Source organism: Salinibacterium sp. SWN167 (assembly GCF_015864665.1).
GTDB lineage: Bacteria > Actinomycetota > Actinomycetes > Actinomycetales > Microbacteriaceae > Rhodoglobus.
Genome location: NZ_JADYWU010000003.1, coordinates 75,089 through 101,545, shown reverse-complemented (window position 1 = coordinate 101,545; position 26,457 = coordinate 75,089). Strand labels below are relative to the sequence as shown.

The window sequence follows — 26,457 nt, the reverse complement described above, 5'->3', positions numbered from 1 at the left end:
CGTTTGTGCGCTGCTTCCCAGTCGCGCTGCCTAGTGTTGTCGCATGCGCGTTCTAGTAACTGGAGCAACAGGATATTTGGGTGGCCGACTCGTACCTCGGCTGATCGAAGCGGGTCATACGGTGCGCGTTCTGGTGCGCAACCCCCGCAAGCTGCAGGACGTCCCGTGGCGTGAGGATGTCGACGTCGTCGTTGGTGATCTCACCGACGCGAACTCTCTCACCGACGCCATGGTCGACATCGATGCGCTCTATTACCTCGTGCACGCCATGGGCGCCGCTGGGGACTTCGAAAAGACCGAGAAGCTCTCCGCGACCAACGTGGCAAAGGCGGCCAAGAAGGCGGGTGTCTCGCGCATCGTCTATCTCGGTGGCTTGCACCCCGCCGGAGATATCTCTGAGCTCAGCCGCCACTTGCGCAGTCGCGCCGAGGTGGGCAACATCCTGCTGGAATCTGGTGTGCCCACGATTGCGTTCAACGCCGGCGTGGTGATCGGTTCGGGTTCGGCATCATTCGAGATGATCCGCCACCTCACCGAGGTGCTTCCTTACATGCCCGCACCGAAATGGGTGCGTAACTTTATTCAGCCGATCGCGGTGCGCGACGTGCTCTATTACCTCGTGTCTGCCCTCGAACTGCCAGCAGAGCTCAATCGCAGCTTCGACATCGGCGGCCCGGATGTGCTGCGCTACGGCCAAATGATGAATGGCTACGCTCTCGAGGCGGGGCTTCACCAGCGCCCCATCGCGTCATTGCCGGTGCTGACCCCGTGGCTGGCCTCGCAGTGGGTCAACTTGGTGACGCCCATCCCGCGCTTGCTCGCTGTGCCGATTATTGAGTCGCTTCAGTTCGACTGTGTCGTGCGCGACACGTCGGTGTCCGATTTCATTCCTGAGCCCGAGGGCGGCCTCACGGGGTACCGCGCTTCGGTGCGCTTGGCCCTGGTAAAGATGGGCGATGGCGAGGTAGAGACGAGCTGGCAGGATGCCACAGTTGTCGGTGCGCCGAGCAATCCGCTCCCCAGCGACCCGGAATGGACGGGGCACACGGTCTATACCGACCTTCGAGAACGTGAAACTCCGGCGTCAGCGGAGGCCCTCTGGGGCGTCGTCGAGGGAATCGGTGGCGAGAACGGGTGGTATTCCTTCCCGCTGGCGTGGGCTCTGCGCGGCTGGCTCGACAAGCTGGTTGGTGGGGTCGGCCTGCGTCGTGGCCGGCGGCATCCGAGCACGCTCAATACGGGCGATGCTCTCGACTTTTGGCGAGTGGAAAGCATCGATCGTGGGCACAGTTTGCGGTTGCGTGCCGAGATGAAGCTTCCCGGGCGGGCGTGGCTTGAGCTGACCGTTGAGGATCGCGGTGACGAGGGTGCGCTGTATCGCCAGCGCGCCGTATTCTTCCCGAGCGGTTTGGGCGGTCGGCTGTATTGGGCGGCCATTTTGCCCTTCCATGGCGTGATCTTTAGCGGCATGGTGAACCGGATTGTGGCAGCGGCCGAAGCCGAGTCAGCCGAATAAAGTGCGCCGAGCGGGCCAGAAATGCGCTATTTTTGACTAATGTCAGGAATCGTCGTCGTCGGTAGCGCAAACATTGATCAGGTCTTTCGAGTAGAACGGATTCCCTCTCCGGGAGAGACCGTCCTTTCTCAAGGGCTCAACACCGCGCTCGGCGGTAAGGGTCAAAACCAGGCTGTTGCCGCGGCGCGCGCGGGAGTAGCAACCACGTTTATCGGCGCCGTCGGAAACGATGGTTTCGGCGAAATGGTGCGCACCGGACTCGCAGCCGACTCTATCGACGTGTCGCACCTCAAGACCACAGACAAGCCAACCGGAACCGCGCTCATCGCTGTCGATCCCACGGGCGAGAACACGATCATCGTTGAGGCCGGTGCCAATAACGACGTCGCTAACCTCACGAGCGAAGACTCTGCCGCGATCAGCGCAGCATCCGCTCTCATGATGCAGCTGGAGATCCCGCTGGCTACCGTGATCGAGTCAGCTCGTATCGCTCGTGCCGTTGGCACGCGCGTGATTCTGAATGCAGCACCCATTCAGGCTCTGCCCAAAGAGCTGCTGGATAACCTCGACATCTTGATCGTCAACGAGCACGAGGCTACTGAGCTCGCGCGCGATAATGGACTCTCTGCTGACCTTGAGGGAGTGGGAGAGCGACTCTTGAGCCTCGTCTCTACCGTCATCGTCACCCTGGGTTCGAAGGGTGCTGCTCTTCACCGCGTCGGCTCTGAGCCGGTCGTCGTTCCCGCTCACCGGGTCACGGCCGTAGACGCTACGGGCGCTGGCGACACGTTCTGTGGTGCCTTCGCCGCGGGCGTCGTCGAAGGAATGATGATGGATGATGCTCTGCGCTTTGCTGGCGCTGCGGCATCCATTTCGGTAGAAAATCACGGTGCTGTGCCGTCGATTCCGCACCGGGCAGCGATTGAGACACGCCTTAACTAATCCGCCCAAAAGGTAACGGATTGGTAACAGGCTCGCTATAGTGGGGTCACCGTGAACGTGCGGCAACCCGACACAAGGACGGCGAGTCAATGGCGACATCGCACCACCTGGCACACCCGAAACACCATCTTCGAGCACGGCGAGCTGCGCTAGCGGCCACGATAGTGACGGCGGTCACGCTTGCTCTCGTGCTGAACGCCAACGTCGCTCGCGTGCATGCGGCGGGAGTTTTCACCTCGCTTAAGGCGCCGGGGGAGGCCGCGTTCATCGCCGGTCATCGCGGCGACAAGACCGTTGCTCCCGAGAACACGATCGAAGCCTTGAGTCTCGCGCTCGATAGCGCGGCCGACTATGTCGAAACGGATGTGCAACTGACCTCCGATGGCGTTCCCGTGCTCATGCACGACTGGACCGTTGATCGCACGACAGACGGCACTGGTCCGGTGTGGCAATACACCTACGAGGAGCTTTCTGCCTTAGACGCTGGCTCGTGGTTCGGCGAGGAATTTGCGGGAGCCAGTGTGCCCACCCTTGAGCAGTTCTTAGGGGTGCTTCGCTGGTCGACAAAGAACGCCATCCTTGAACTCAAAGGATCATGGACCGACGATCAGGTGGCGCTCGTCGCCGATCTGATTGCCCGCAATGGCGTGAACAACCACGTGATCATCGGTAGCTTCGACATCATGACGCTGCAGGCCGTACAGCGGGTGAGTCCAGAGTTACCCGGGATGCTCATTGTTGGAGACATCGTCGGAGACCCGGCAGAACTCGCGGCAGCATCAGGGGCGGTGGCACTCGTCACGAGCAAGAAAGCCATCACTCGCGACCCCACCCTCGTGCAGCGCGTTCACGATGCGGGGCTCGGCATCCTGATTTACACCCTCAACGATTCAGACACGTGGTCGGATGCTGTTGCCCTTGGCGTCGACGGAATCGTCACCGATCGTCCGGCAGAGCTCGGCACGTGGATCGCGAAAGAAGTCTCGGACGCAAATACCCTCCCGCTAGCGCCTCGTCGTGCCGCAGCGGGATAACGCAGTCGTGTACGACTCACCTACAGCGAAGCGATGAGGGCTCGATAGAACGCGATGCCGTCGAGGTAACTGCTGACGAGCATCCGCTCATTGCGCGCGTGCAGAGTGTCGCGCACCTCTCGTGCCATCGCGAACGGCGTGAAGCGGTAGACGCCGGTGCTGATGCGGGTGAAGTGGCGGCTGTCCGTAGCGCCATTTTGTACGTAGGGGGTTACGAGGGTTCCTGGGAAGCTTTTTTCGATCGTTGAGCGCAGCAGTTCCCAGGCGAGGCCCGTGGTAGCCGAAACCGGCGATGGCTCGCCGGGGGAGTCGACCGTCACCCGAACGCGCTTGTCGTTGATCGCGCGCGTCACATGCTTGACCGTCTCGTCGAGACTTGAGTTCACGGCGATGCGCACATTGATGACGGCGCTGACCCGCTCGGGCATGGCATTGACGGCGTGACCACCCTCAAGGATCGTGACAGCTTGGGTCGTGCGCATCATGGCGGCGAGCTCGTCGCTTTTGCGTACAAGAATCGGCACGAGGAGTGCTTTGGTCCACGACACGTTGCGCAGCAAGTAACCGGTAACGCCGCCAGCGTGCTCGCCGAGCAGTCGCATGAGGTCAGCGCCCGTGGGAGTGAGTCGCGACGGAAAAGGACGAGAGTTGAGACGCACGATGGCCTGAGCAAGACGCACGGCGGCGGGGGTTTTCGGCGGTGTAGAAGCGTGTCCACCCGACTGATCGACGGTGAGTCGAAGAGCCGCTGTGCCCTTCTCCGCAACACCAACCACGGCCATCGGGGAATCGACCTGCTCGAAGACATCATCAACGATGGCGCCCCCCTCATCGAGCACGAGGGTGGGCTTGATGCCTCGGCTTTCGAGAAGATCGACAATGGCGGCTGCCCCGGTTCCGTGAGTTTCCTCATCGTGGCCGAAGCACAGATAAATGTCCTGAGCCGGAACGAGGCCGGCTTCGAGTTGCGTCTCGACAGCCTCAAGGATGGCGACAACAGAACCCTTGTCGTCGAGCGTGCCGCGACCCCAAATCAGCTGCTCATCTTCTTTGCCGCTGAGTTCGGCAGCGAACGGCGGCCGTTTCCAGCCTTCGTTAGTGGCCGCGACGACGTCGTAGTGCCCCATGAGCACAGCGGGTTCGGTCGATGCGCGACCGCGCCAGCGGAAAATCAGGGAATGGTCCAGCACCGTTTCGCGCTCGAGCCGGCTGTGGCACAGTGGATACAGTTTGCGCAGCGTCTGGGCGAAACGGTCGAACTCTTGCCATTCGGTAGTGGAGGCATCCTCCCGAGAAATGGTGGGAATCCGAACGAGTTCTTGCAGATGTTCGACAGCCAAAGCACTCTTCATACGTCGACTCTAGCGAGCACTGGGCGGTGCGTGTTTTCCCGCGAGGGTGAAGGAAATCGGAGACAGCATGACGAACGGTCGATTGCGGATGGTCGGGATTCGGGCCTTGGCCCGAGTCGGAGCCCGGTTTCTGAGCATAATCACGATTGTTCTCGTACTCGGTTTAACTCCCGCTGCCGCTTCTGCCGCTACCCCTCCGGTAGCCGTCTCAGCCGGCTCCTCCGCTTCAGCGAGCGTAGTTCGCACGGGTCTCGACGATTTTGTCTTCGATAGTTATGAGGCAGAATTCTTCCTTGATCGGGATGCTGACGGCCGGTCGACGTTACGCACGGTAGAAACGTTCGTCGCTATTTTTCCTGCCGATCAAAACCGTGGGATGCGCCGGGCTATCCCCAACTACTACAAGGGTGTCCCGGTCGACGTGCACAACATTTCCGTGACGGATGAGACGGGCACAGCACGGCCGTTCGACGTCGAGAATGATGACGAGTTCACTCTCGTCACGAGCGCCGCTACCTCTTTCGTGGAGGGGCCGAACACGTATGTTTTTAGCTACGAGCAATCGAACGTCACAGCATTCGCCCCCGACACTAACGCCGACGAGTTTTACTGGGACACCAACGGCACCGGGTGGAATCAGCCCTTCGGCTCGGTTGAGGCCACCATTCACTTAGGTGAGGGGCTCAGCGACGCTCTGGTGGCGGAGCCCGATTGCTATTGGGGCATTGCGCGATCCACGCAACAGTGCGAGATCGCTGCCCGCGATGCCGATACGTACGTCGCGACGCATGAACTGCTGCAGAGAGGCCAGAATGTCACGGTCGCGTTTGGCTTTGAACCTGGCACGTTCGTCGAGCGTGACAGTTCCTATTTGGCCTCCCCGGCGGGATACGGGCAATCGGTTGGCTTTCTTGCTGCGCTGAGTGCCCTCATCTGGGCGATCCGTCTGCGACGTACCCAACTTGCGGATGCCGCTGGGCGTCCGACGATCATTGCTGAGTATGCGCCGCCGAAGGGAGTTTCGGTCGCTACCGCCGCTCTCGTGATCAATAAGCGCACACGAGTGGTTGCTGCTCAGATTCTGGATTTTGCTGTGCGCGGCACAGTGCGTGTGCTTGAGCAGGAGTCCAAGGGAATGTTCCGTACGCGAACGGAGTACCGGCTTGAACTCGTTGACCCTACGAGGGTCGAGGGGTACGAGTTAGAAATCTTGCGGGCACTCTTCGGCAATTCCCTGCACCACGGAGCGATTCGGGAACTGAAAACAGCGGACTCCAAGCTCAGTCGCGCGCTCTACAAGATTGTGCAGAAACAGCATTCTGGACTGATCTCCGCAGGGTATCGACGAAAGGTGCCGGCCAATCGCTACCTCCCGCTGCTGGTGGCAGCACTCGCGGCCCTAGCCTCGATCGTTTTCGGAGCAGTGCTGATCACGGGCTCGTATGGATCGGCGTTTCCGTTCGTGGCGATCGTGTTCACGATGGGGGTTGCCTTCGCGTGCGTGTTCTTGCTGTTTCGGTCGCCGCTCACTCCGGAGGGGGCGGAGCTGCGGGATCATCTCGCGGGGCTTGAGCTGTATATCCGTTTGGCTGAGGCCGATCGATTGCGCATGTTGCAAAGTCCAGCGGGCGCCCTTCGGGAACACAACGAGGACACCGGTGCTGCCGATGTTCTCGCAGTGTACGAAAAGCTTCTTCCCTACGCCGTCATTTTCGGTCTCGAGAAGCAGTGGCTGACCGAGCTGGGCAACTACTACGCCGATGAGTCACCCGGGTGGTATTCGGGCTCAGGAGCGTTCAACGCGGCAGTATTCGCGTCGAGCATTTCGACCGTGTCTTCGTCGATCGCGAACTCGTACTCCGGCAGCTCGTCGAGCAGCTCAAGCGGCGGATCGGGCGGTGGAGGTTTTTCCGGCGGTGGCGGTGGTGGTGGCGGTGGCGGCGGGGTCTAGCGCCTGAGGCGACGAAGGGCTCAGCCGCAGGCGGGTATATTCGAACGAGTGAGTGCAACGTATCCGAACCGCCCCCGACGCGTGGCACTGCCCGCCGCCATTCTTGCCGTGCTTGTGCTGTTGGTGGGCGCCGGCGTCGTCGGAACCGAGATCTTTACGATCGTGCGCTATGTCGTGAGCATCCTCGCTCTTATCTGCGTTGTGCTCGTCTGGCAGGTTCGCCAGTGGTGGTGGGCCGTCGGGCTCATTCCCATTGCCATCCTGTGGAATCCGATTTTTCCCATCGAGATTGCTGACGTGCAACTACTGCAAGGGCTGCACTACACGGCGGCTCTCGTGTTCATTGCGGTCGGTGTGGGAGCACGCGTCACCGACTCCACAAGTCGAGGTTAATTCGCGCGGATAGCGCACTCTGGTGATTTTCTGCGTAGACTGATTCACGCATCCCTTGAGACCACCAATCGCATCGCAGTTGGGTCTGGCTCCCTTGAGTGGATGTTGTCACTCTATTGAAGTCCCTATCGTGGCAACGTCTATTCGTTCAACGGCTATGAGTCCTCGTACCCGCGACTGAGCCGCTCGCCTAGCGCCAGGAGAATAATTGACCACCTCGTCAAAGTCCGATTCCGCACAGCGCAACAAGCGACCCAAAAATTCGGGTCAGCGCCAAGCGGGCGGCGCTCAGCGTCGTCGTGCTCGTCCCGGTGATGACACCGGTGTGATCCCCGTGTTGGCCCGTGCCGCACGCGAGGTCGAAACTGCTGTGCAAAAGGGACCGCTGAAGCCCGCCAACCGTGCCCGCTTCCAAGTTGCGGCACTACTGCTGCGCGAAGAACGTGCTCGAGTAAAGACGGATGCAACCCTCACTGACTCTGAGCGCGCGAATGAACAAAAGCGCCTCGATGGCCTCGCTGGCATTCTGGCTAAGACGGCCGCTCGGGATACGAGCCTGCTGTCGATGTTGGGGGAGTCAGCGCCGATCACACCCGCAGCGAAGGCGCTGCGCCGTGACCTTCTGCTCGACGCCGGTGTCGAGTTGAGCCCCGATGAGCTGATCATCACCGAAGAACCCAAGCCCGTTGACAAGCAGGTCGAGAAGCAGGTTGTTCCCGCATCCGTTCGTCAAATGCAGATGGCGAACCCGTTCTTGGCCCCCGATTTCAGCGCGATTGCTCCGCAGAAGGAACACAGCAACCGGCTCGCTAACTGGGAACTCATTGATCCTCTCTTCCGTGCGTTTGAGCACGGCTCCGGCGGTGGAGCGGCATCGATGGAGTTGCCAGAGGCCGCATCGCTGCGCACCCGCGGAAATCTTGAACTCATGCGTCACCAGGCGCGATTCGTCGAGGTCGTCAAGCAGGGTCACCGCACCTTCTTGCTCGCCGATGAGCCAGGACTTGGCAAGACCGCGCAGGCGTTAATGGCAGCTGAAGCCTCTAACTCGTACCCGCTGCTTGTCGTGGTGCCGAACGTCGTGAAAACCAACTGGGAACGCGAAGTTGAACTCTGGACTCCGGGTCGCAGCGCGACGGTCGTGCACGGTGACGGCGACACGGTAGACGCGTTCAGCGACGTCGTGATCGTCAACTACGAAGTTCTCGACCGCCACGTCGGCTGGCTCGGCCGTTTCGGCTTCAAGGGCATGGTCGTCGACGAAGCCCACTTCATTAAGAACCTCAAATCTGAACGCTCCAAGCACGTTCTGAGCCTGTCGCAAAGCATCCGCGCCACCTACCCGAAAGCGCTCCTCATGGCGCTGACCGGAACACCGCTGATCAACTCGATCGAAGACTTCCGCGCTATCTGGCAATTCCTCGGTTGGATCGACGGCACCAAGCCGCTCGCGCCGCTCATGTCGAAGCTCGAAGACTCCGATCTCACGCCAGCCGATCCCGGGTTCTTCTCTGAAGCACGCCGTGCTGTTATCGATATGGGAATCGTGCGTCGCAAGAAGGTTGACGTCGCTGCCGACATTCCTGCCCGCCGCATCGCCGACATCCCGGTGGAGCTCGACGACGACCTCGGTCGCTCGATTCGGGCCGCAGAACAGGCTCTCACCGCCCGCCTTGTCGACCGGTTTACACGAGTACGCAAGCTCAAGCCCGACGTGGCTATCGAAGACCTCATTCGGGTTGTTGCTCACGCCGAACTCGAAGAGTCGAAGAGTGCAACCACCGGCGAGAACGTCTTCACGATGGTGCGCCGCATCGGTCAGGCCAAGGCAACGCTGGCCGCCGACTACACGGCGCAGCTCGCTCGCTCCGTGGGCAAGGTCGTCTTCTTCGCCAAGCACATCGATGTCATGGACACCGCAGAAGCACATTTCGCCAAGGTTGGCCTCAAGGCTGTGTCCATTCGTGGCGATCAGAGTGCCAAGGCGCGTCAGAACGCTATTGATTCGTTCGCCAATGATCCGGATGTCGCGATTGTGGTTGCGTCGCTCACCGCCGCTGGTGTCGGGCTCAACCTGCAGGCAGCATCCAACGTGGTGCTTGCCGAGTTGAGCTGGACCAACGCCGAGCAGACGCAGGCAATCGACCGCGTGCACCGCATCGGTCAGGAGCTTCCGGTCACCGCCTGGCGCATCATCGCCGCGCACACGATCGATGCTCGCATAGCCGAGCTGATCGACAGCAAAGCTGGCCTTGCCGCCCGCGCGCTCGACGGTTCTGACGAGGCTGTTGTGGCCGAGGCGAACATCCAATTGCAGGCTCTTTCAGCGCTCTTGCGAGACGCGATCAAAGACTAGCGGCACGTTAAGAAGTGGCTTTCTGGCCACGGCTCTTTCCTCCGGCACGACTCTGCGCGAGCGTACACTTGAGGCGTGATCACAACGCTTGTGCGTCGCGCCAAAAATCAATGGAGATGAGAAAAAGAGTTGAGCAACACCTCTGTGCAGAACACCGCCACCCGTATCGAATCCGATTCACTCGGCTCGCTTGAGGTCCCTGTTGATGCGTATTGGGGAGTGCACACGCTACGCGCGATGCAAAACTTTCCCATCACGCGTCGCGCTATCTCCGTTTACCCCGATCTTGTCCGCGCACTCGCTCATATCAAGCAGGCAGCAGCGCGCGCTAACGCCGAACTAGGCGTTCTCGAATCACGCAAGGCGCACGCTATCGACCAGGCCTGCCAAGAGATCCTCGATGGCTCTCTGCACGCAGAGTTCTGTGTCGGAGTGATCCAGGGCGGTGCCGGAACGTCGACCAATATGAACGCGAACGAAGTGATCGCGAACCGTGCCCTAGAAATTTTGGGACACAGCAAGGGCGAATACTCGTTCCTGCATCCCATTGATGACGTGAACCGCAGCCAGAGCACGAACGATGTGTACCCCACGGCGATCAAGCTTGCGATGGTCTTCGGCGTGCGGCGACTGCTCGTGGAGCACGAGTTGCTCTCGGAGTCGTTCGGTGCCAAGGGACGCGAGTTTGTCAATATCCTCAAAATCGGTCGCACGCAGATGCAAGATGCCGTGCCGATGACGCTTGGTCAAGAGTTCACGGGGTTCTCCCACACGCTTGAAGAAGATTATGCGCGCCTCACCGAGGTCTTGCCGTTCATGAGCGAGATCAACATGGGCGCCACCGCGATCGGCACCGGTATCACCGCCGACTCTCGTTACGCCGAAGCGGTGCGCCGTCACCTCACCGAGGCCACCGGCATCGAGATGAAGACCGCGTTTGACCTCATCGAGGCCACAAGCGACGTCGGAATCTTCATGACCCTCAGTAGCGTTCTCAAGCGCTCTGCTGTCAAGCTCTCAAAAATCTGTAACGACCTTCGGCTGCTGTCGAGCGGTCCGCAGGCAGGTTTCGGCGAGATCAATTTGCCGGCCAAGCAGGCCGGGTCGTCGATTATGCCCGGCAAGGTCAACCCGGTTATCCCTGAGGTCGTCAACCAAGTTGCCTTCAGCGTGATTGGAGCGGATGCCACGGTCACGGCAGCCGCGGAAGCGGGCCAGTTGCAGCTCAACGCTTTCGAGCCGGTGATCGCTCACTCGATTCTGCAATCAGTGATGTGGATGACCAATGCCTGCCGTACGTTGCGGGAGAACTGCATCGATGGCATTACGGCCAATGAAGAGCGACTCGCGGCTCAGGTTGAGACGAGCGTCGGCGTTGTGACGGCGCTGACGCCCTACATCGGCTACGCGGCGGCAGCGAATCTTGCGCATACGGCTCTCACGACAAATGCGTCGATTGCGCAGCTCGTCGTCTCGTCGGGGCTCATGAAGGAAGAAGACGTGAAGCGTGTTCTCACGCCCGAGCGTCTCAGTGGAACTTCGCCGATGACCGCAGCGATCTCGCTGCCCTGGCTGGAAGAACAAAAGTAGCCACCCGGTAGACCAGAAAGACGCCCCAGCTTCTCACGAGAGGCTGGGGCGTCTTTGTGTGGTCAGGTCGCTCGTGAGCGATAACCGAGAACGGCGTGGGGCTTTACTTCTGGGTGGCCGGTTCGTCGTAGTCCTCATCGTCTTCGTCATCAAGAGGAGCGAGGGCTTCATCTCGCGCTTTTCCCGCGGTAATGAAAGCGCGGTCGATGGCTTCTTCGCCGCGTTCGCGAAGCTCTGCTAGTTCCTTATTAGCGTTCTCGCGAACGTCGTCAGCAGTTTCCGTGACGCGACCGACGGCACCACGGGCGGTGTTCGACGCACGATCGGCGAGTCCCTTGGCGGATTCCTTGGCGTTGTCGGCAAGCTCTTTCGCCGATTCCTTCGCGTTCTCCGCCAGCTCCTTGGCTGACTTCTTCGCGTTCTCCGCGAGATCTTTGGCGGTGTCGCGCGTGTGCTCGGCAAATTCCCGAGTGTTCTCGGCGACATCCTTCGCTTTTTCGCTCACGAAACCGGGCGTCGCTTTGGCAACGGCGGTTGCTTTGTCACGCACGATGGGGCCCTGAGTGCGGGCATATTCTTCGACCGAAGTGCGCGCGCTCGACACTCGAGGGCTCTCCCACACTTGGGTGGCTTTGCCCTTCATTTGGTCGTAACGTTCGCGGCCGGCGCGGGCGCCAACAACGTATCCGACAGCGATACCGAAACCGAGGATGAAGAGTCTGGCGTTCATGACCCCAGCCTACGGTGACGTTGCCTTTCGCTCCACCTGCACGGGCCTCGATCGCCACAAGTGCATGCACGCGTAGCTTCGCCACGGCGCCCACCGGCGTGAGTATTCGGTGAGAGCCTTCGCGGTGTCGGGCAGCCCCAACTCCCCAGCACCTTGGCGAACAACGAGGTCGCTGCTGAGCATGATGTCGGAGTTGCCGAGCACACGCATCGCCATGTAGCCCGCGGTCCACGGGCCGATTCCGGGCATCGCCACCAACTTTGCTGTGAATTCGTTGACAGGGGTCGAGACGTCCAGGTCGAGGTCACCCGAGGCGATGGCTTCGGCGACCCCGAGGATGCTTGCAACGCGCGTGGCCGGACCCCGCAGAACCTGTGCTCCGGATGCTGCGAGCACGGCCGCGGAGGGGAACAGCCCGTCGCTGCCCAGTTCTTCCACGACGCGGGCATGCACCGTGCGGGCGGCAGCCACGGAAATCTGCTGGCCGATGAGCGTGCGGAAGAGGGTCTCTTCGGTGTCGACGCTGCCGGGGAGGCGCATTCCGGGAACACGTGCCACAGAGTCAGCCAGCGCCGGATCGCTGCTCAGCGCGCGATCGATCGCGAGCGAATCGGCGTCGAGATCGAAGAGACGCCGCACGCGGGCCACGAGCGGGGCGACATCCGAAATGGTGGCCAATTGGGCTGTGCAGAGGATGCCGTGGTCGCCGAGTTCTAGCCGCACTCGAGCGACGCCTCCCGGAAGCCGGATCGCGCGCTCAAGGCTGGTGTCGGTCGCAGTCTCGATGCCGGCAACGGCGTGGTTGGCAAAGAATGTCATGAGCCCGGCGCCGTCGAATGGGGGGCGAGTGGGCAATCGCAGGGTAAGCGCTGACGGTCGTTCGACGGCACCGTGGGGATGGGCTGCAGCCCCGCGGCGGGCAAGGGCGCGAAGTTGGCTCGGTGTGGTTTCGTACACCGCCTGAATGGTGTCGTTAAACTGACGGATGCTGGAAAACCCGGCAGCAAACGCAACGTCAGAAATACTGAGCTCTGTCGCGGCGAGCAAGGTGCGGGCGGCTTGGGCGCGGTGAGCGCGGGCGAGTGCGAGCGGACCGGCGCCGAGTTCGGCGGAGAGTACGCGTGTGAGGTGGCGACTTGTGTAGCCGAGACGTGTCGATAGCCCTTCTACGCCGTCGCGTTCGACAACACCGTCGGCGATGAGTCGCATAGCGCGCGAGGCAAGGTCGTCGTTGAGATTCCATTCGGGCGAGCCGGGAACGGCATCCGGCTGGCAGCGTTTGCAGGCGCGAAGTCCTGCTTCGTGGGCGGCGGCAGCGGTGCGGTAAAAACGCACATTGCGCGGTTTGGGGGCGACCGCAGGGCAACTGGGGCGGCAATAGATTCCGGTGGAGTGCACGCCAGCGATGAACTGACCGTCAAAGCGAGCATCCCGCGAACAAAGGGCGCGGTATTGCTCATCGAAGCTGAGCGTGGGGGAGGGCATGCCTTAACTGTGCCACCCCCAGCCGCGCGCGACCAGCGGAAATCAGACATCACCACGGCACCGTTTCCCCTCGACTGCCCCCGGTGACCATGCGCAAGGGGAGCGTGAACGACTACAGTCGCACCGTGGAATCTTCGTGGACAGCTCTTACCGTTGTGGCAGCACTGTGGCTTATTGCGTTCTCGGCGCAACTCGCTGACTACGCCACCGCCCGCTTCGATGACCTCCGCCTCGCGCGCGGAGTTCGCACCCGACTGCGTTTACATCCGGTCGCGTGGATCGTGCCGACGGCGGGGCTGGGGATTGTCGCGCTCACGATTGCGGCCGACTGGAGCACCCGACTGTTCTTTGCCGAGCCAGCGCAGGCACCCGCGGCCATCCTTATCGCGCTCAGCACGGTAGTGGTAGCGGTCACGATCGTGGCAATTATCGCGGTAGTCATCGTTCGGCCGCCCGCCGACAGCTACCGTCTTGTGCGCGACGAACTCATCGAGTCGGCGGGGCTGCGCATCCATCAAGACCAGGTTGAGGAGTTTCGCGCTCGTGTTAACGCCATCGACAGCGCATCACGCGGTCGATTGAACACGGATGCCACCACCATCGCTGCGGCGCTGCAGCTGAGCGTGCGCACCCCCTATCGCCTAATCGCCCCCGTTCTTGCTCTCGTACTGGTGGTTGCTTCGGCTAGTGAGGTTGCCGCGGAGTCCTCGCCGGGCTGGGCGGTCGTTGTCGCGGTGCTTGCTCTAATCGCGAGTTGCGTTATCGGCGTCATCGCGGCCCAAGCCTCGCTCGGTCTCAGAGCATCAGTGCGGTCGACTCACGATGTCTATCGAGGCGAGCTCATGGGCCTCATCGCGGATGCCGAGCGCTCGTCCAAGAAGCGCGTCGCCGGGCTCGGCGATCGAGTCACTCGCGCGCTTAGCATTCTGCGCGAGCAGCAAGAAGCAGAGTAGCGGCGACACGGCGGGGTGCCGCCTTCACGCTAGTCTCGTTGACATGACCGAGAGCCATTCTGCTTCTGCGACTCCCGATTTCACCGCATCTTCTGGACGATCAGCACCGCACCCGACGGCGGCCTCCGCCGAGATCGCCGATCAGGCGCGCCAACACCACTTGCCTCCGCATGTGCCTCAGCCTCGGGGACCAGGCCTGCTTATTCTGGGAATCTTGGGAGTCATCGCACTCTCGTTCGTTCTTCTCTTCGTTGTCGTCTACGTAATTTCGGGCATCGGGACTGATGCCTTCGCTATCGGGGGAGTGCTGGCCGTAGTCCCGCTTGCTGTCGTGTTTTTCGCGGTGCGCTGGATCGACCGTTGGGAGCCGGAGCCTCGGCTCGCCGTGGTGTTTGCCTTTCTCTGGGGCGCCGGCGTTGCGGTGTTGCTCGCACTCATCGTGGGAGCCGAGATCGACAACGTAATCAACTCTCTCGGAGGCCCCGGCCCCGGCTACGAATTCTTCTCGGCAGCGATTCAAGCGCCCATCGTTGAAGAAGCGGGCAAGGCGCTCGGCATTCTGGTGATCTTCTGGGTCGCGCGACGCCACTTCGATGGTCCGGTCGATGGCCTCGTGTACGCAGCGTGGATCGCGGGCGGTTTCGCTTTCACTGAGAACATTCTCTATTTCGGTTCCGAACTGCTCAGCGCTGGGGATAACAGCACAGGCATCCTGCAGGTGTTCCTCATCCGCGGGCTCATGTCACCGTTCGCGCACGTCATGTTCACGGCCTGCACCGGTATCGCATTGGGCTTTGCTGTGCGATCGACAAGTAACGCCCGCAGCGTCGGTGTCTTTGCCGCAGGCCTCGGCCTCGCGATCGCGTTGCACGCCCTCTGGAATGGCGCCCTCTTCTTTGTGAGCGACTTCTTCGGTTACTACGCCATCGTGCAGGTGCCGCTCTTCGTGATCGCCATCATCATCGTGGTGTACCTGCGCCGCCAAGAAGAGCGCATGACTTTCGAGCGACTCACCGAATACGCGAATGCTGGCTGGTTCAATCAGGATGAGGTGCCGGTTCTCGCGACTTCCCAGGGACGTCGACGGGCCCTGACGTGGGCGGCGCAACACAACAAGCGCGCCACGATGAAGGTATACATCCAAGAGGCCACTCGGCTCGCTTTCGCTCGCCAACGCATCATCACCGGACGGGATCGGATCGGGGCAATCGCTGACGAAGCAGTATTGCTCGGTGCAATCGTCGAAGCACGCCACGCGCTCACGGGTGCGCCGCGACCGTAAGGTTCTGATCGCTACGCCCAAACTCGACCTCGGCGGCGTTAGGTGAACATCCCGAGCACGAAAGGGATGCCCCACACTGCCGCGAAGAGCGCGACCATCACGAGCGTGGCTGCGGGGATGCCGGCCTTGAGACGTTGACCGCGGGGAGCCACGAGGTTGACGTTGTAGTCGCCGATTGCTTCATCGGCATAGCGACGTGATTGCCGCACAGTTTTTGTGCCCACGGTGTCAGCGATGCCGAGGAGGCGGCGGTGCTGGGCCGGATCTACAAGGTCAAATGGTTTCGGGGAGTACACCAATAGCCACTTGTCGACTACTTCCACGTCGTACGCTGCCACGTTGTCGATCAGCAGCGCCATAAGGTCGGGCGTGAAAATGTATAGAGCGTCACGTTCGTACTCGCGCGGGCAATAGAGGGTGAAGTGTGAATTGAAATCGCCCTCGAGCGTGAGGACCTGATTCTTCGCGAACGTCTGAGGAAGATTGCTCATGCCAAAGAATTGGTTATTGCGGGTGGCGTCGAGCACCATGTGGGGCAGGGCGCGGTCGAGTTCGAAGGCCAAAAATCCCCAGTCGTAGGTGCGACGGTTCTTCCCTGAGCCGGTGGTGTACTGGTAGTTTCCGTAGTCGAGTGCTCGGCCGCTTGCGCTGCGGAATCGATCACGAATCGACTGATTGCCGCCCTGTCCAAAAATCAGGCCGGGATACTCGGCGCCCAGATCTTTGGGTGAAAACGCTAGATCGTTGTCCTCGGCGAACTTATTCATCCGGTAGAACCGCTTCCACGGTCCGCCGTCTTTTCGCCATGCCCGCACCACGGTGAAGAGCGCGCCCGCGGCAACAGCAATGACGAGGCCGGCGATGATGAGCATCGGGGCGACCTGGGCGATGTTGCCTGTCTGCGCTGCGCTGCGAAAATCATGCGCAACGATCAGAGCGAATGGGACGCCGGCGAAGGAGATGAACGCAACGATGATGAAACCCACCATCAGCACTCTGCCCACAAGGTGCGCCTGCGAATAGCCGAATAGTCCGCGGCGGTTGGCTTTGAACTCTGCGACAGCGTGAGGGGTCACAGGATAGATCAACCCGGAATAGTCGATAGAGCGAAGCATCCGCCCATCGTAAGGGCTGGGGGATGGTTGCTGCAGTCTCCGTTTGGGGGTGATCAGCGCGGTCTCTACCCCTTAACAGACTCATCGCCCGCTGGTGCGGCACTGCCTGCGACCTAGAGGGCGATGAGTTTAACTGCTTTTAGATTGCCACTGAGTTTCGCTGAGCGCAAGAGTTAAGCGGCGAATTCATAGTCAAAAAGCGCGTACGATTGGACGTCGCAATTTGGAGAGGACGGCTGATGTCATCGAGTGAGCTTGAACGCGAGCGGGACTATGTCCACGGCCTCTACCGGCGGCTCGACGCCCTGAGAGATGCGGCTCAGGAGCAACTCGAATCAGTGCGCCGGAGTGCGCCAGGTGGCACCCACCAGAACCGTTCAGAGCGCGACGCTTTCGCCCGCATCTACGAAGACCGAATCGGCCAGTTGCGCGAAATCGATGAGCGGCTCGCCTTCGGTCGCCTTGAACTCGAGATCGAGACCGAGACCGACGCGGAGAGCGACAGTGCTATTGAGCGCCCCGTGCGGTACATCGGCCGCATCGGATTGCGGGACGAGGATCAGCGCTCGCTCCTGCTCGACTGGCGGGTTCCTCAAGCGCGAGCTTTCTATCAGGCCACGGCCGCGACGCCACTGGGGGCGAGAGCCCGCCGGCACCTGCAAAGCAAAGGTCGAGATATCGTGCGCATCGACGACGAGATCTTTGACTCCCAACTCCTTGAAACCGATGCGGCATCCCTCCAGGGTGAAGCAGCCCTCATGGCAAGTCTCACGGCAGAGCGCACCGGACGCATGGGCGACATTGTCGCGACCATTCAGGCTGAGCAGGATGCGATCATCCGCTCCGAACTTCGCGGCGCGCTCGTCGTGCAGGGTGGACCCGGCACCGGAAAAACGGCCGTCGCGCTGCACCGCGCCGCTTTCTTGCTGTACTCGCACCGTGAACGCCTCTCGGCATCCGGAGTGCTCATCGTCGGACCGTCGCGCGCGTTCGTTCGTTACATCGAGGCCGTGCTGCCTTCGCTCGGCGAGACGGGGGTGGTCTTGGCGAGCCTGGGGCAGCTCTATCCGGGCGCCGATGCGCGCCATGATGATGATGCGGCAGTGGCCCAGTTGAAGGGCTCCCTCGAGATGGCGGCGCTCATCAAGCGTGCCGTTCGCTCGCGTCGGGTAGTTCCGACTGAGACGCAGCGCATGGAGATCAACGGTGAGATTCTGGATGTGCCTGCCGAGCTTCTGCGGTCAGCCATGCAGAAAGCGTGGGATTCCCACAAGCCGCACAACCTTGCACGAGTGATTTTCAATAAGGCGGCGATCGCAGGCATTAGTCGATTGCTCGCCGACCAGTTGCGGGCCCACGGCAACACGATCGACGACGCTGACCAGAAGTGGCTGCGCGAAGATATTCGCACCGCCCACGACGTCAAGGTTGCGCTCAATACTGCGTGGATGCCGTTGACGCCCCAGAAACTTATCAACGACCTCTATGCCCGACCTGGTTGGTTGAAGAGCCTCACGCACCACTGGACGCCCGAGCAGCGCGAACTGTTGCGCCGCGAGCGAGACGCTGCATTCACCATCAGCGATGTTGCTTTGCTCGATGAAGCCGCCGAACTGCTCGGTGAAGTCGATGTGGCCCACACGGCGGCAGAGCACGAGCGCAAGCAGCAACGCAAACGCGACGTGGAGAACGCAACGGCCGCTATTCGCAACATGGGCGTTGACGGCATGATCGATGCGGAGACGCTGGCCGAGGGCTTCGAGGCAAGTGTTGAGCGATCAACGACGGCAGAGCTGGCATCCGCTGACCGGTCGTGGACCTACGGTCACATCGTGGTTGATGAGGCTCAAGAATTATCGCCGATGCAGTGGAAGCTGCTGGCGCGTCGCAATCCGCTGAAGTCCTTCACGATTGTCGGCGATATCGCCCAGGCGAGTGCTGCTGCGGCCACCTCGAGTTGGGGAGCTGCGTTGTCGGCTGACGTCGGTGAGCACTGGCGTCTCGAAGAGCTCACGGTTAACTACCGCACACCATCCCAGATTGTTGCGGTTGCCGAGGCGGTGGCGGTTGCCCACAACGTGTCCATCACGCCATCGCGGGCGGTCCGTCACAGTGAATGGCCCGTGGCCGTCACCGTCACGACCCCGGAACAGCGAGGCGCACGAGTCAGCGCCGCAGTGACGGCTGATCGTGCTATTTCGAGCGACGGCACCATCGCGGTGATCGTTAGTGATTCTCTGACGGCCAGCATCGTAGATGCTCTGCAGCAGTCCTTCGCCGGCGAGGTTGGGGAGGGTGCCGCTGGGCTCAACAAGTCCATCGCGGTGCTAACGCCGCGCGAGTCGAAGGGGCTCGAGTTTGACTCTGTGATTGTGGTCGAGCCACAACGCATCGTCGAAGAGATTTCTCGCGGTGCTGCGGCGCTGTATGTCGCCATGACGCGGCCAACTCAACGCCTCGCCATCGTCGCGGCCGAGGGGCTTCCGGAAGGTATTCCCGAACCGTCATAGAGGGTGGTCAGAGTAGTTGACCCCCACTCGGGTATGCCCAATAGTGGGGGTTTCGGCAGATTCACAGGTTCGGCAGTATGTATCTAGAAGTTATTCCTCGGGGGAGGAACCTTCACTCGGGAGCGATTCTTCGCCACGAGTCGGGCCGGAGGCGGGGGAGCCTCCGGCCCAACGTATTTCTGCATGCTTTTCTACGCATGTGAGAGTTGGAGGTCTGCGTGCCGCAGAATCATGATCTTCGCGGCCGGATCGCCGGACAGTCAGCCATGGCCGCCGTCGTAGAGGCGCAATCTCGTCGTGCGCCTCGACGTGCTGTGGCGCGCTTGTTTGGTATCTCACCGCTGACGAAGCAAAGCCGCGCTCAGTATCGTGGGGCAGTCGGGGAGCTTCTCGTCGGTTCCATCCTTGATCGGCTTGGGCACAGCTGGGACGTACTCCACGGAGTTCCACTCGGTGACACCTCGCTCGACCACTTTGCTGTCGGGCGTGCGGGCGTCTTCGCCGTGACTGTCGTGAACTGTCAGGGCGACGATGTTGCCGTGAACGGCGACGAGCTGATCGTCGCGCGAAGCGTGAGCACAGCCATCGTTACCGCTCGGACTGCCGCTCGTGCAGTCGCTGCGGCGCTCTCGACGGCGCTGGGGCGCGATGTCGACGTCATTGCGGTGCTTGTCATGGTCGAGCCGGTGAAAGTTTCGATGCTCGCGATTCCGGCTGACGTTCAGATCCTCACCTCGATGCAGCTTGAGCAATGGCTTGCGAGTGCGCCGGCACTATTCACGGGGGAAGAGGTCGCCACGCTCTCCACTGCGGCTGAAGCAAGCACAACGTGGCCGCACCCGCAGCAGGCGGCGCAGAAGTCACGCAACCTGACGCGCGCTTTTGTGCGCATCCATCATGATGTTCGCGCCGCGAGCCTCCGAAGCTTCTTCTGGATCGTCACGGCGCTCATCGTCACCTTCCTTTCAGTGTGGGTTCTTGTCTCTGTCTTAACCGAGCTTGTGGTGACCTCCTAGCGCGTCGAGCACTTTCCGAGCGTACGTAGGGCACGATTAGTGGATGTTTCGGCGTCATCCTTATCTGAGCGCTGCCACGTTCAGCTATCTCGCCGTTGTGGCGTGGTTGACGTTGAGCCCGCAGGCCCCCGACCAACGCGATGGTCCGCTCTGGCAGCTCGCTGTTTTTCTTGACCGTTTTTCGGCGACCCAGTGGCTCACCTTCAATGATCTTGAATTCGTTGCGAACATCGCGTTGTTTGTTCCGCTCGGACTTTTCTTCGTGCTCTTGGTGGGAAAGCGGCGCTGGTGGCTCGCTCTCGCCCTGGCTGTCGTTTTGACCTCGGGAATCGAGTGGGTTCAGCAGTTCATTCCCTCTCGCGTATCTGATGTGCGCGATATTGTGTCGAATTCGCTTGGCGCCACAATCGGCGTGGTGGTGACACTGAGTGTGGCCGCGGCTCGGGAGCGCGCTCGCCGTCGTCACCGTGAACACAATTACGATAATTATTCACAAAAACGGTGATTCGCTCTACGCTGTGAAAGTGATCAACTTCCGATGGTTTGGCATTTATGGCGCGGTCGCGCTTGTTCACGTCGTCAGCCTCCTGGGGGGCTGGGATGCAATAGCCACTCCCAGTAAATTCCTCTTGATGCCCGCTCTCGGGGTTGCGGTCGTTCTCGCGAGTGCTCGTCCATTTCGGCGCCCCGACTACGGGTTCCTGGCAGCGCTCGCTCTGGCCTGGATCGGCGATATTTTTGTGGCGGATGCCGCGAGCTCAAGCTTCATCATCGGACTTGCCGCTTTTCTCGCTGCCCACGCTGTGTACCTCGCACTGTTCCTGACGGCCGTGCGCTCTCGTCGGATTCCGTGGGGCACCGCCGTGCTCGTCGTGTGGTGGGTGGGGCTGCTCGTCATCCTGCGCGACGATCTCGGGCTGTTCTTCGTGCCGCTCGCGGCCTACGGAGCGGTGCTGGCTGCCTCCACGGCGTCGGCATTCGCGACGAACCGGCTCATCGCATCCGGAGCCGTACTATTTTTGGTCTCTGACACCGCGCTGGCATGGGCTCTTTTCGCGCCGACCGCAGTGTGGTGGCAGTCGGATGTCGTCATCATGGCGCTCTATACGGGAGGCCAGTTGTCGATCGCGATTGGCTTTGTCGCGGCACGAAGGGCCTCGCGGAAGACTGCTAGCGTATCCGGGTGACTCCCGAGCCCTCTGAACCCTCCGTGAACCGACGCGTCGCCGTCGTCCCTGTGGTTATCGGGGTTGTTGTGCTGGTGGTCTTTGCGGTTGTCCTCACCGTGGTTATTACGTTGGCTGCGGCATCGTCGTCTGAAGCTCCAGTGACACCGATTGCCGCTTCGCCGTCGTCCTCCCCGCCAATCGAATCGGAGGCGCCGGAGCCAGGGTCGACCGTCGTCGACCCTGCGGGGGTATCGAGCGGCAACGAGTGCGTGGATTTCACAAACGAAGTCGAGTCGCTCGATATCGAGTCAGCGCGGGTAGCGCAGTCGGAGCGCGACGATGTCGCGATCGAGATCACTCTCGCGTCGCCGATTGATCAGGATTCATCGCAACTCGGTATCTATGCCGAGACAGCAGACGGCGATCGCGCCTACCAATTCATGGCCGAGCTCGACGATGGCGAGGTCGACGAGGTCTCGGCGTACGAGCTGTCCCGAGACGACAGCGACAGGCTAGATGCTGACGACGCCCAAGTGAATGGGGCCACCGTTCGCTTTCTCATTCCCCGTTCGATCGGCAAGAAGCTCGGCGACGACTGGTCATGGTTCGCGTTTAGTGCCGCCAATGAATCGACAGTGGACACGTGCCCAGGAACACCGGATGCGCCGGAGTACTTGATCGTCGAACGCTAGCGCTCTAGCGCTCTAGCGCACATTCCGCAGCGGATTAGTGTGCGATGCAGGAACCGCTAGAAACAGTGCTTGTGAGCTCTGCAGCGTTCTCGACAATCGGTTGAACGGCATCCAGCGTGAGAGCGTAGCCGACGTTGTTTTGTTCGGTGCTACTGCCGAAGATTGCACCAACGACGTCTCCGTCGAGTGTGAGAAGCGGGCCCCCAGAATTACCCGGATTGACCTGCCCGGCGAGGGTGTAAACCTCGCGTGGGGCCCCTCCGTTTCCATAAATGTCGGGGCTTTCGAACGTGCTGATGTGTTGCACGAGCGCGGCGTGGGTGTTGAACGGTCCGCCGTAGGGGTACCCCTGAAGCGCCGTGCTTGTTCCGGGGCGCGCGGTGACACCAAGTTGCAACGGATCAGCATTTAATCCGGGAACGGCGAGCACCGCGAGGTCATTAATGGAGTCGAAGTACACGATGGTGCTCGGCAGCACTTGACCGTTCAACGCCTCGATGACCGGGTCGGTAGTTCCCGAGATCACATGCGCGTTCGTCATGACTCGTTCGGGCGCAATAACGAACCCGCTGCCGGTCTGGCCCTGACCGCACGCATAGGCGTTTCCTGTTATTCGCACGACCGATTGTGCGGCTGCGGCAAGCGCCGGACTATCAGAGTCGATCGTCGGGATCAGAGCATTGGGGTCGCCGAGCGGAGAGCCAATCAGAGGCAGGGCTTGATCGGTGAGCACAGTTCGCCAGCGGGCGATGCTTGCTTCAACGACGTCGGGCGTGATGTCCTGAATGGTGCGGATGACCGCCGAAGAGGCAATGGTGCGCGAGAGAATCGGCAGGCCAAGTTGGGCAGCGCTGAAGCTGACGGTGGAGATGACGAGGGCCGCAACGACACCAATCACGAGCCCACCAACGGCACGGTTCGCTCCCCGCAGCGCGCTCGTTCGAATCTCAACATGGATTGCTTTGCCGGCAGCAACGCCCACGGCGTGGCCGAGAGCGATGAGTCCGACGGCGACCGAGATGGCAACTATCGCCCGCAACTGTGGAAGCTCCACGAGCTGGGATGCGGCCGGGGCGAGCATCGTGGCAAAGAAAATACCAACGCCAACGCCCGCAATCACAAAAATGCCGCGCGTGAGACCGATGACGAGGCCGTAGATGACATACCCCAGCAGAACCACCACGAGGAGTAGATCGAGCAGAGGCGCCACGTTCATGGGTTCAGCCTAAACTGCGTCGGCCTGTGACGTGCCGAGTTGGGCGAAAGCGAGACGCCAGATATTCTCTGACGGAACGATGTTGGGGGGATCCCGTGAGCGAGTCAGCACACAAAGGCCAGGTTCCGGCGACCCCAATGCTCGATCGCGGCTTTGGCGCAGCGATGGCTGCGTGTCTCCGAGCGCAAGCTGATCATGAACCGCGCACCTGGCTTCAAGCCCTCCGCGGAACGAGCCCGTTGTCTGGAGAAGCGAATGATCTGTACCCGCACGGAGTTGGCGAGTTGGAGTCAGCAGTGGCGCTCGCCGCGCTGGGATCCGACTGGATGGTCGCGCAATCCGACGACGATCACGATCCGAGCGTGGGCGCCAACCATCTGGTCTTAGGCCCAGCCGGTGCCTTCATTGTGAGCAGCCGCCGGCATCCGGGGGACAGGGTTGTGACGGCGGGGCGCATGATTCTGGTGAATGGTCATCGTGCCGACTACGTGCGCGACGCAACAACGCGTGCAGTGCAATTGTCGGAGGAGTTTACGCAACGAGGAGCGGCCGACGTCGCTGTGCGGCCGATCGTGGCGCTCACGGGCGCATCCGATCTCATCCGTGGCCGGTCGAAAGCGCCGGTACCCGTCCTTGCTCTCGGCGAGCTGGCCGGCTGGTTAATTCGTCATGAAGCGGTGTATTCACGTGCTCAAGTCGCTGCTCTCGTGCCGGTCGCTGGCCGCCTCTCCGGCTGGCAGGTGCGCCCTGCCGTCACGGGTGCGAGCGTGCGACTCACGGCACGATTCGAACGATTGCGAACAGAAGTGGATGCCGCCCGCCGGCGCTCGCGGCTGTGGATCATCCTCGGGGCAGCGGTTGCGCTCGCGGCTACCGTCACCATGCTGGCGTTCGCGATTCCCGCCATCGTTGCGCTTGTCTCGGGATAGTGCTTGTCGAGGGATAGTGCTTGTCTCGGGATAGTGCTGCCGGAGCATCCGTTCTGCTAAGCTTTCAAGGTTGCCGTCCAACGGCCGCGGATAAAGAGAGCTCACGCATTCAGCTATGGGCACCGCGCAACGACTAGAGAGGGGATTACCTTATGGCACTTGAAGCAAGTATCAAGAAGGCGATCATCGAAGAATACGCAACACACCCAGGTGACACGGGATCCCCCGAGGTCCAGATCGCGATGATGACTCGTCGCATCCTCGACCTCACGGAGCACCTCAAGATGCACAAGCACGACCACCACTCACGTCGTGGACTGCTTCTTCTTGTTGGTCAGCGTCGCCGTCTGCTGGGTTACCTGCAGAACGTTGACATCACGCGTTACCGTACGCTGATCGAGAAGCTGGGACTGCGTCGCTAGTCGATTCGTCACACTTGCCAAAGGCCGTCATCGCAATGCGATGGCGGCCTTTGTTGTTTCCGGCAGGGCCCGCCACCTCGCGCTGTGCCTGCCTGGTCACTTATCCAGAAAGGGGCCGGGCTACCCTTGCGGCTGGCCCGACCCCGTTCGGTCGATCGAGAGTGCTAGCTAGACGGTTGCAGCCGTGGAGTTATCGGTGGCGTCCTTGGGCTTACGAGGCAACGTCAGCAGGGTGGTCAGGCTTACGGCGATCATGAGAATCGCGCCGATCGCCACGAGCGAGAACACTCCAGCTGCGGGGAGCACGAACATGGCAACGCCAGCGGCCATGGAGACGATTCCGCTGACCCAACCGAACCAGCGGGGCTGGATGGTGCCGCGCACGCCGCCAACGAGGTCGACGATTCCTTCAAGAATCCAGCCGATTCCGATCACGAGCGCGAGCGCGATGAGCGACTGGAAGGGGTTGGCGAGGCACAGGATGCCGGCAATGACGACGAGGAGTCCCAGGAGGCCGGTCGTCCAGCGCATCGGGGAATCAAGGTTGTTGGCGACGAAGGCCGCGGTGACGCGGTAGATGCCAGAGGCAATGAGGTAGATACCGAAGAGCACTGCGATGGTAAGCAGCGTTGCTCCGGGGAACAGCAGCCCAATCACTCCGAGAACGAGTCCGATGACGGCAACGGCGATGAGTTGCCCGCGGTGCACGCGCAGCAAACCAGGGAGAAGGTCGTTCACCGAAGAGGTGGGGGATGTCGTGCTGTCAGACGAGCTCATGAGAGTCCTTATCCAGAGTTGTCAAGTGATGCCTTACTCTGCCATTCTCCCAGTTCGATTGGCTCGGTGTGCAACTGCGACGCACCGGTTAGGCTCGGTATATGTCGCGACGTGTTACTTTCTCCCAGCTCGGTGGGCCCGAAGTGCTCACTATTTCCGAAGTCACTGAGCCCCACGCGGGCGCGGGGGAGGTGCGCGTGCGAGTCAAGTTCGCTGGCATCAATCCTTTCGACGCGAAGGTGTTCAGAGGCGCCGCCACTGCTGCTCCTCAGGACGTGCAGTTTCCGAGCGGAAACGGCAACGACTTTGCTGGTGTCGTTGACGAAGTCGGCGCTGGAGTAGACGGTTGGACTGTCGGCGATGAGGTCCTCGGAGGCAAGGGCTTTAGCGGCCAAGCTGATTATGTGGTGGTGCCCGCCGACAAGCTCGTGCGCAAACCTGAAGCTCTCAGTTGGGAACAGGCCGGTGGCCTCGACATTGTCGGGCGCACGGCGTGGGCGAGTGTCGACGCGATCGATCTGACGCCGGCTGACACCGTGCTAGTGAGCGCAGCAGCGGGTGGTGTCGGTTCCATCGCCGCCCAGCTTGCCAAGCTCAAGGGCGCGACAGTAATTGGCTCCGCGAGCGAATCGAACCACGAATTCTTGCGTTCGCTCGGCATCCATCCTGTGAAGTACGGCGAGGGCATGGTCGAACGCATTGTGGAGATCAGCCCCGAAGGCATTACAGCTGCTCTGGATAACAACGGCCGCGAAACTGTGGATGCTGCGCTTGCGCTTGGGGCTCCAGCCCACCGCATCAACACAATCGCTGACTACGCCGCGGTCTCGGAATACGGCACATCAGGCGTTGGAGCAGCCGGTGCCACCCCAGCAGACCTTGCGGCGCTTGCCGCGCTGGTTGCTGACGGCTCCGTGCAGGTGCCGATTGATTCTGTCTTCCCCTTCGAGCACGTCTCCGAGGCCTACGCGAAGCTTCTTGAGGGGCACTCTCGCGGAAAAATCGTTCTCGCGCTCTAGAGCTCACC

23 protein-coding genes are annotated in these 26,457 nt (G+C 61.3%); 17 read left to right on the top strand and 6 right to left on the bottom strand.

What is annotated here, in order from left to right:
- Positions 1-43: 43 nt before the first annotated feature.
- The 3 genes from I6E60_RS13605 (at position 44) to I6E60_RS13595 (ending at position 3,492) form a co-directional block, all read left to right on the top strand.
- Positions 44-1,516 (top strand): SDR family oxidoreductase, encoded by a 1,473-nt coding sequence (locus I6E60_RS13605; protein ID WP_197126673.1) that lies wholly within the window; start codon positions 44-46, stop codon positions 1,514-1,516.
- Between the two features lie 39 nt (positions 1,517-1,555).
- Positions 1,556-2,458 (top strand): ribokinase, encoded by a 903-nt coding sequence (locus I6E60_RS13600; protein ID WP_197126674.1) that lies wholly within the window; start codon positions 1,556-1,558, stop codon positions 2,456-2,458.
- 164 nt (positions 2,459-2,622) lie between these two features.
- On the top strand, positions 2,623-3,492 hold the full coding sequence (locus I6E60_RS13595; protein ID WP_307841860.1) for a glycerophosphodiester phosphodiesterase family protein: 870 nt from the start codon (positions 2,623-2,625) through the stop codon (positions 3,490-3,492).
- Between the two features lie 20 nt (positions 3,493-3,512).
- Here I6E60_RS13595 and I6E60_RS13590 read toward each other — a convergent pair whose 3' ends face one another.
- On the bottom strand, positions 3,513-4,844 hold the full coding sequence (locus I6E60_RS13590; protein ID WP_197180884.1) for a M20/M25/M40 family metallo-hydrolase: 1,332 nt from the start codon (positions 4,842-4,844) through the stop codon (positions 3,513-3,515).
- A gap of 67 nt (positions 4,845-4,911) precedes the next feature.
- Here I6E60_RS13590 and I6E60_RS13585 point away from each other — a divergent pair, with 67 nt between their 5' ends.
- The 4 genes from I6E60_RS13585 (at position 4,912) to I6E60_RS13570 (ending at position 11,134) form a co-directional block, all read left to right on the top strand.
- Positions 4,912-6,795 carry a DUF2207 domain-containing protein gene (locus I6E60_RS13585; protein ID WP_231601656.1) on the top strand — a complete coding sequence of 628 codons (1,884 nt, stop codon included), beginning with the start codon at positions 4,912-4,914 and terminating at the stop codon, positions 6,793-6,795.
- A 48-nt stretch (positions 6,796-6,843) separates the two neighbouring features.
- On the top strand, positions 6,844-7,188 hold the full coding sequence (locus tag I6E60_RS13580; protein WP_307784488.1) for a DUF6804 family protein: 345 nt from the start codon (positions 6,844-6,846) through the stop codon (positions 7,186-7,188).
- Positions 7,189-7,396: 208 nt separating this feature from the next.
- Entirely contained in the window at positions 7,397-9,544 is a 2,148-nt protein-coding gene (locus I6E60_RS13575) for a DEAD/DEAH box helicase (RefSeq protein ID WP_197126677.1), read from the top strand.
- Between the two features lie 129 nt (positions 9,545-9,673).
- Positions 9,674-11,134 carry an aspartate ammonia-lyase gene (locus I6E60_RS13570; protein ID WP_197126678.1) on the top strand — a complete coding sequence of 487 codons (1,461 nt, stop codon included), beginning with the start codon at positions 9,674-9,676 and terminating at the stop codon, positions 11,132-11,134.
- A 103-nt stretch (positions 11,135-11,237) separates the two neighbouring features.
- Here the strand turns inward: I6E60_RS13570 and I6E60_RS13565 are convergent, their stop codons facing one another.
- Together I6E60_RS13565 and I6E60_RS13560 are read right to left on the bottom strand one after the other, a co-directional pair.
- On the bottom strand, positions 11,238-11,864 hold the full coding sequence (locus I6E60_RS13565) for a protoporphyrinogen oxidase (RefSeq protein WP_197126679.1): 627 nt from the start codon (positions 11,862-11,864) through the stop codon (positions 11,238-11,240).
- 9 nt (positions 11,865-11,873) lie between these two features.
- A complete protein-coding gene (locus tag I6E60_RS13560; protein WP_197180882.1) occupies positions 11,874-13,349 on the bottom strand; it encodes an AlkA N-terminal domain-containing protein in 1,476 nt (491 codons plus the stop codon).
- Between the two features lie 125 nt (positions 13,350-13,474).
- On the opposite strand from I6E60_RS13560, the gene I6E60_RS13555 reads away from it, so the two are divergent.
- Positions 13,475-14,302 carry a hypothetical protein gene (locus I6E60_RS13555; RefSeq protein WP_197180880.1) on the top strand — a complete coding sequence of 276 codons (828 nt, stop codon included), beginning with the start codon at positions 13,475-13,477 and terminating at the stop codon, positions 14,300-14,302.
- A 43-nt stretch (positions 14,303-14,345) separates the two neighbouring features.
- Positions 14,346-15,584, top strand: a complete 1,239-nt coding sequence (locus I6E60_RS13550; RefSeq protein ID WP_197180878.1) for a PrsW family intramembrane metalloprotease — start codon at positions 14,346-14,348, stop codon at positions 15,582-15,584.
- Positions 15,585-15,622: 38 nt separating this feature from the next.
- Here the strand turns inward: I6E60_RS13550 and I6E60_RS13545 are convergent, their stop codons facing one another.
- Positions 15,623-16,699: a hypothetical protein gene (locus I6E60_RS13545; RefSeq protein ID WP_197180876.1), complete on the bottom strand. Its 1,077-nt coding sequence runs from the start codon at positions 16,697-16,699 to the stop codon at positions 15,623-15,625.
- Between the two features lie 239 nt (positions 16,700-16,938).
- Between I6E60_RS13545 and I6E60_RS13540 the strand changes: the two genes are divergently transcribed.
- The 5 genes from I6E60_RS13540 (at position 16,939) to I6E60_RS13520 (ending at position 22,086) form a co-directional block, all read left to right on the top strand.
- Positions 16,939-19,209 (top strand): UvrD-helicase domain-containing protein, encoded by a 2,271-nt coding sequence (locus I6E60_RS13540; RefSeq protein ID WP_197180874.1) that lies wholly within the window; start codon positions 16,939-16,941, stop codon positions 19,207-19,209.
- A gap of 218 nt (positions 19,210-19,427) precedes the next feature.
- Positions 19,428-20,225, top strand: a complete 798-nt coding sequence (locus I6E60_RS13535; RefSeq protein ID WP_307841858.1) for a nuclease-related domain-containing protein — start codon at positions 19,428-19,430, stop codon at positions 20,223-20,225.
- Positions 20,226-20,268: 43 nt separating this feature from the next.
- Positions 20,269-20,730, top strand: a complete 462-nt coding sequence (locus I6E60_RS13530; RefSeq protein WP_197126685.1) for a VanZ family protein — start codon at positions 20,269-20,271, stop codon at positions 20,728-20,730.
- A 19-nt stretch (positions 20,731-20,749) separates the two neighbouring features.
- Positions 20,750-21,412 carry a lysoplasmalogenase family protein gene (locus tag I6E60_RS13525; protein WP_197180872.1) on the top strand — a complete coding sequence of 221 codons (663 nt, stop codon included), beginning with the start codon at positions 20,750-20,752 and terminating at the stop codon, positions 21,410-21,412.
- Positions 21,409-22,086, top strand: a complete 678-nt coding sequence (locus I6E60_RS13520; protein ID WP_197180870.1) for a hypothetical protein — start codon at positions 21,409-21,411, stop codon at positions 22,084-22,086. Before I6E60_RS13525 ends, I6E60_RS13520 begins: the two co-directional genes overlap by 4 nt.
- A 34-nt stretch (positions 22,087-22,120) precedes the next feature.
- Here the strand turns inward: I6E60_RS13520 and I6E60_RS13515 are convergent, their stop codons facing one another.
- Positions 22,121-23,302 (bottom strand): MarP family serine protease, encoded by a 1,182-nt coding sequence (locus tag I6E60_RS13515; protein WP_197126688.1) that lies wholly within the window; start codon positions 23,300-23,302, stop codon positions 22,121-22,123.
- Positions 23,303-23,397: 95 nt separating this feature from the next.
- On the opposite strand from I6E60_RS13515, the gene I6E60_RS13510 reads away from it, so the two are divergent.
- Complete coding sequence (locus tag I6E60_RS13510; RefSeq protein WP_197180868.1) at positions 23,398-24,231, top strand: hypothetical protein; 834 nt, start codon at positions 23,398-23,400, stop codon at positions 24,229-24,231.
- A 152-nt stretch (positions 24,232-24,383) separates the two neighbouring features.
- Positions 24,384-24,653, top strand: a complete 270-nt coding sequence (gene rpsO, locus I6E60_RS13505; RefSeq protein WP_009771894.1) for a 30S ribosomal protein S15 — start codon at positions 24,384-24,386, stop codon at positions 24,651-24,653.
- Between the two features lie 168 nt (positions 24,654-24,821).
- Here the strand turns inward: rpsO and I6E60_RS13500 are convergent, their stop codons facing one another.
- Complete coding sequence (locus I6E60_RS13500) at positions 24,822-25,430, bottom strand: HdeD family acid-resistance protein (protein ID WP_197126690.1); 609 nt, start codon at positions 25,428-25,430, stop codon at positions 24,822-24,824.
- Positions 25,431-25,531: 101 nt separating this feature from the next.
- On the opposite strand from I6E60_RS13500, the gene I6E60_RS13495 reads away from it, so the two are divergent.
- Complete coding sequence (locus I6E60_RS13495; protein WP_197126691.1) at positions 25,532-26,449, top strand: NADP-dependent oxidoreductase; 918 nt, start codon at positions 25,532-25,534, stop codon at positions 26,447-26,449.
- The last annotated feature ends 8 nt before the right edge of the window (positions 26,450-26,457 follow it).

Coding starts and splice junctions, on each gene's coding strand:
- I6E60_RS13605 (WP_197126673.1), top strand. CDS start 44: ATGCGCGTTCTAGTAACTGGAGCAACAGGATATTTGGGTGGCCGACTC.
- I6E60_RS13600 (WP_197126674.1), top strand. CDS start 1,556: ATGTCAGGAATCGTCGTCGTCGGTAGCGCAAACATTGATCAGGTCTTT.
- I6E60_RS13590 (WP_197180884.1), bottom strand. CDS start 4,844: ATGAAGAGTGCTTTGGCTGTCGAACATCTGCAAGAACTCGTTCGGATT.
- I6E60_RS13585 (WP_231601656.1), top strand. CDS start 4,912: ATGACGAACGGTCGATTGCGGATGGTCGGGATTCGGGCCTTGGCCCGA.
- I6E60_RS13565 (WP_197126679.1), bottom strand. CDS start 11,864: ATGAACGCCAGACTCTTCATCCTCGGTTTCGGTATCGCTGTCGGATAC.
- I6E60_RS13560 (WP_197180882.1), bottom strand. CDS start 13,349: ATGCCCTCCCCCACGCTCAGCTTCGATGAGCAATACCGCGCCCTTTGT.
- I6E60_RS13550 (WP_197180878.1), top strand. CDS start 14,346: ATGACCGAGAGCCATTCTGCTTCTGCGACTCCCGATTTCACCGCATCT.
- I6E60_RS13545 (WP_197180876.1), bottom strand. CDS start 16,699: ATGCTTCGCTCTATCGACTATTCCGGGTTGATCTATCCTGTGACCCCT.
- I6E60_RS13540 (WP_197180874.1), top strand. CDS start 16,939: ATGTCATCGAGTGAGCTTGAACGCGAGCGGGACTATGTCCACGGCCTC.
- I6E60_RS13530 (WP_197126685.1), top strand. CDS start 20,269: ATGTTTCGGCGTCATCCTTATCTGAGCGCTGCCACGTTCAGCTATCTC.
- I6E60_RS13515 (WP_197126688.1), bottom strand. CDS start 23,302: ATGAACGTGGCGCCTCTGCTCGATCTACTCCTCGTGGTGGTTCTGCTG.
- rpsO (WP_009771894.1), top strand. CDS start 24,384: ATGGCACTTGAAGCAAGTATCAAGAAGGCGATCATCGAAGAATACGCA.
- I6E60_RS13500 (WP_197126690.1), bottom strand. CDS start 25,430: ATGAGCTCGTCTGACAGCACGACATCCCCCACCTCTTCGGTGAACGAC.
- I6E60_RS13495 (WP_197126691.1), top strand. CDS start 25,532: ATGTCGCGACGTGTTACTTTCTCCCAGCTCGGTGGGCCCGAAGTGCTC.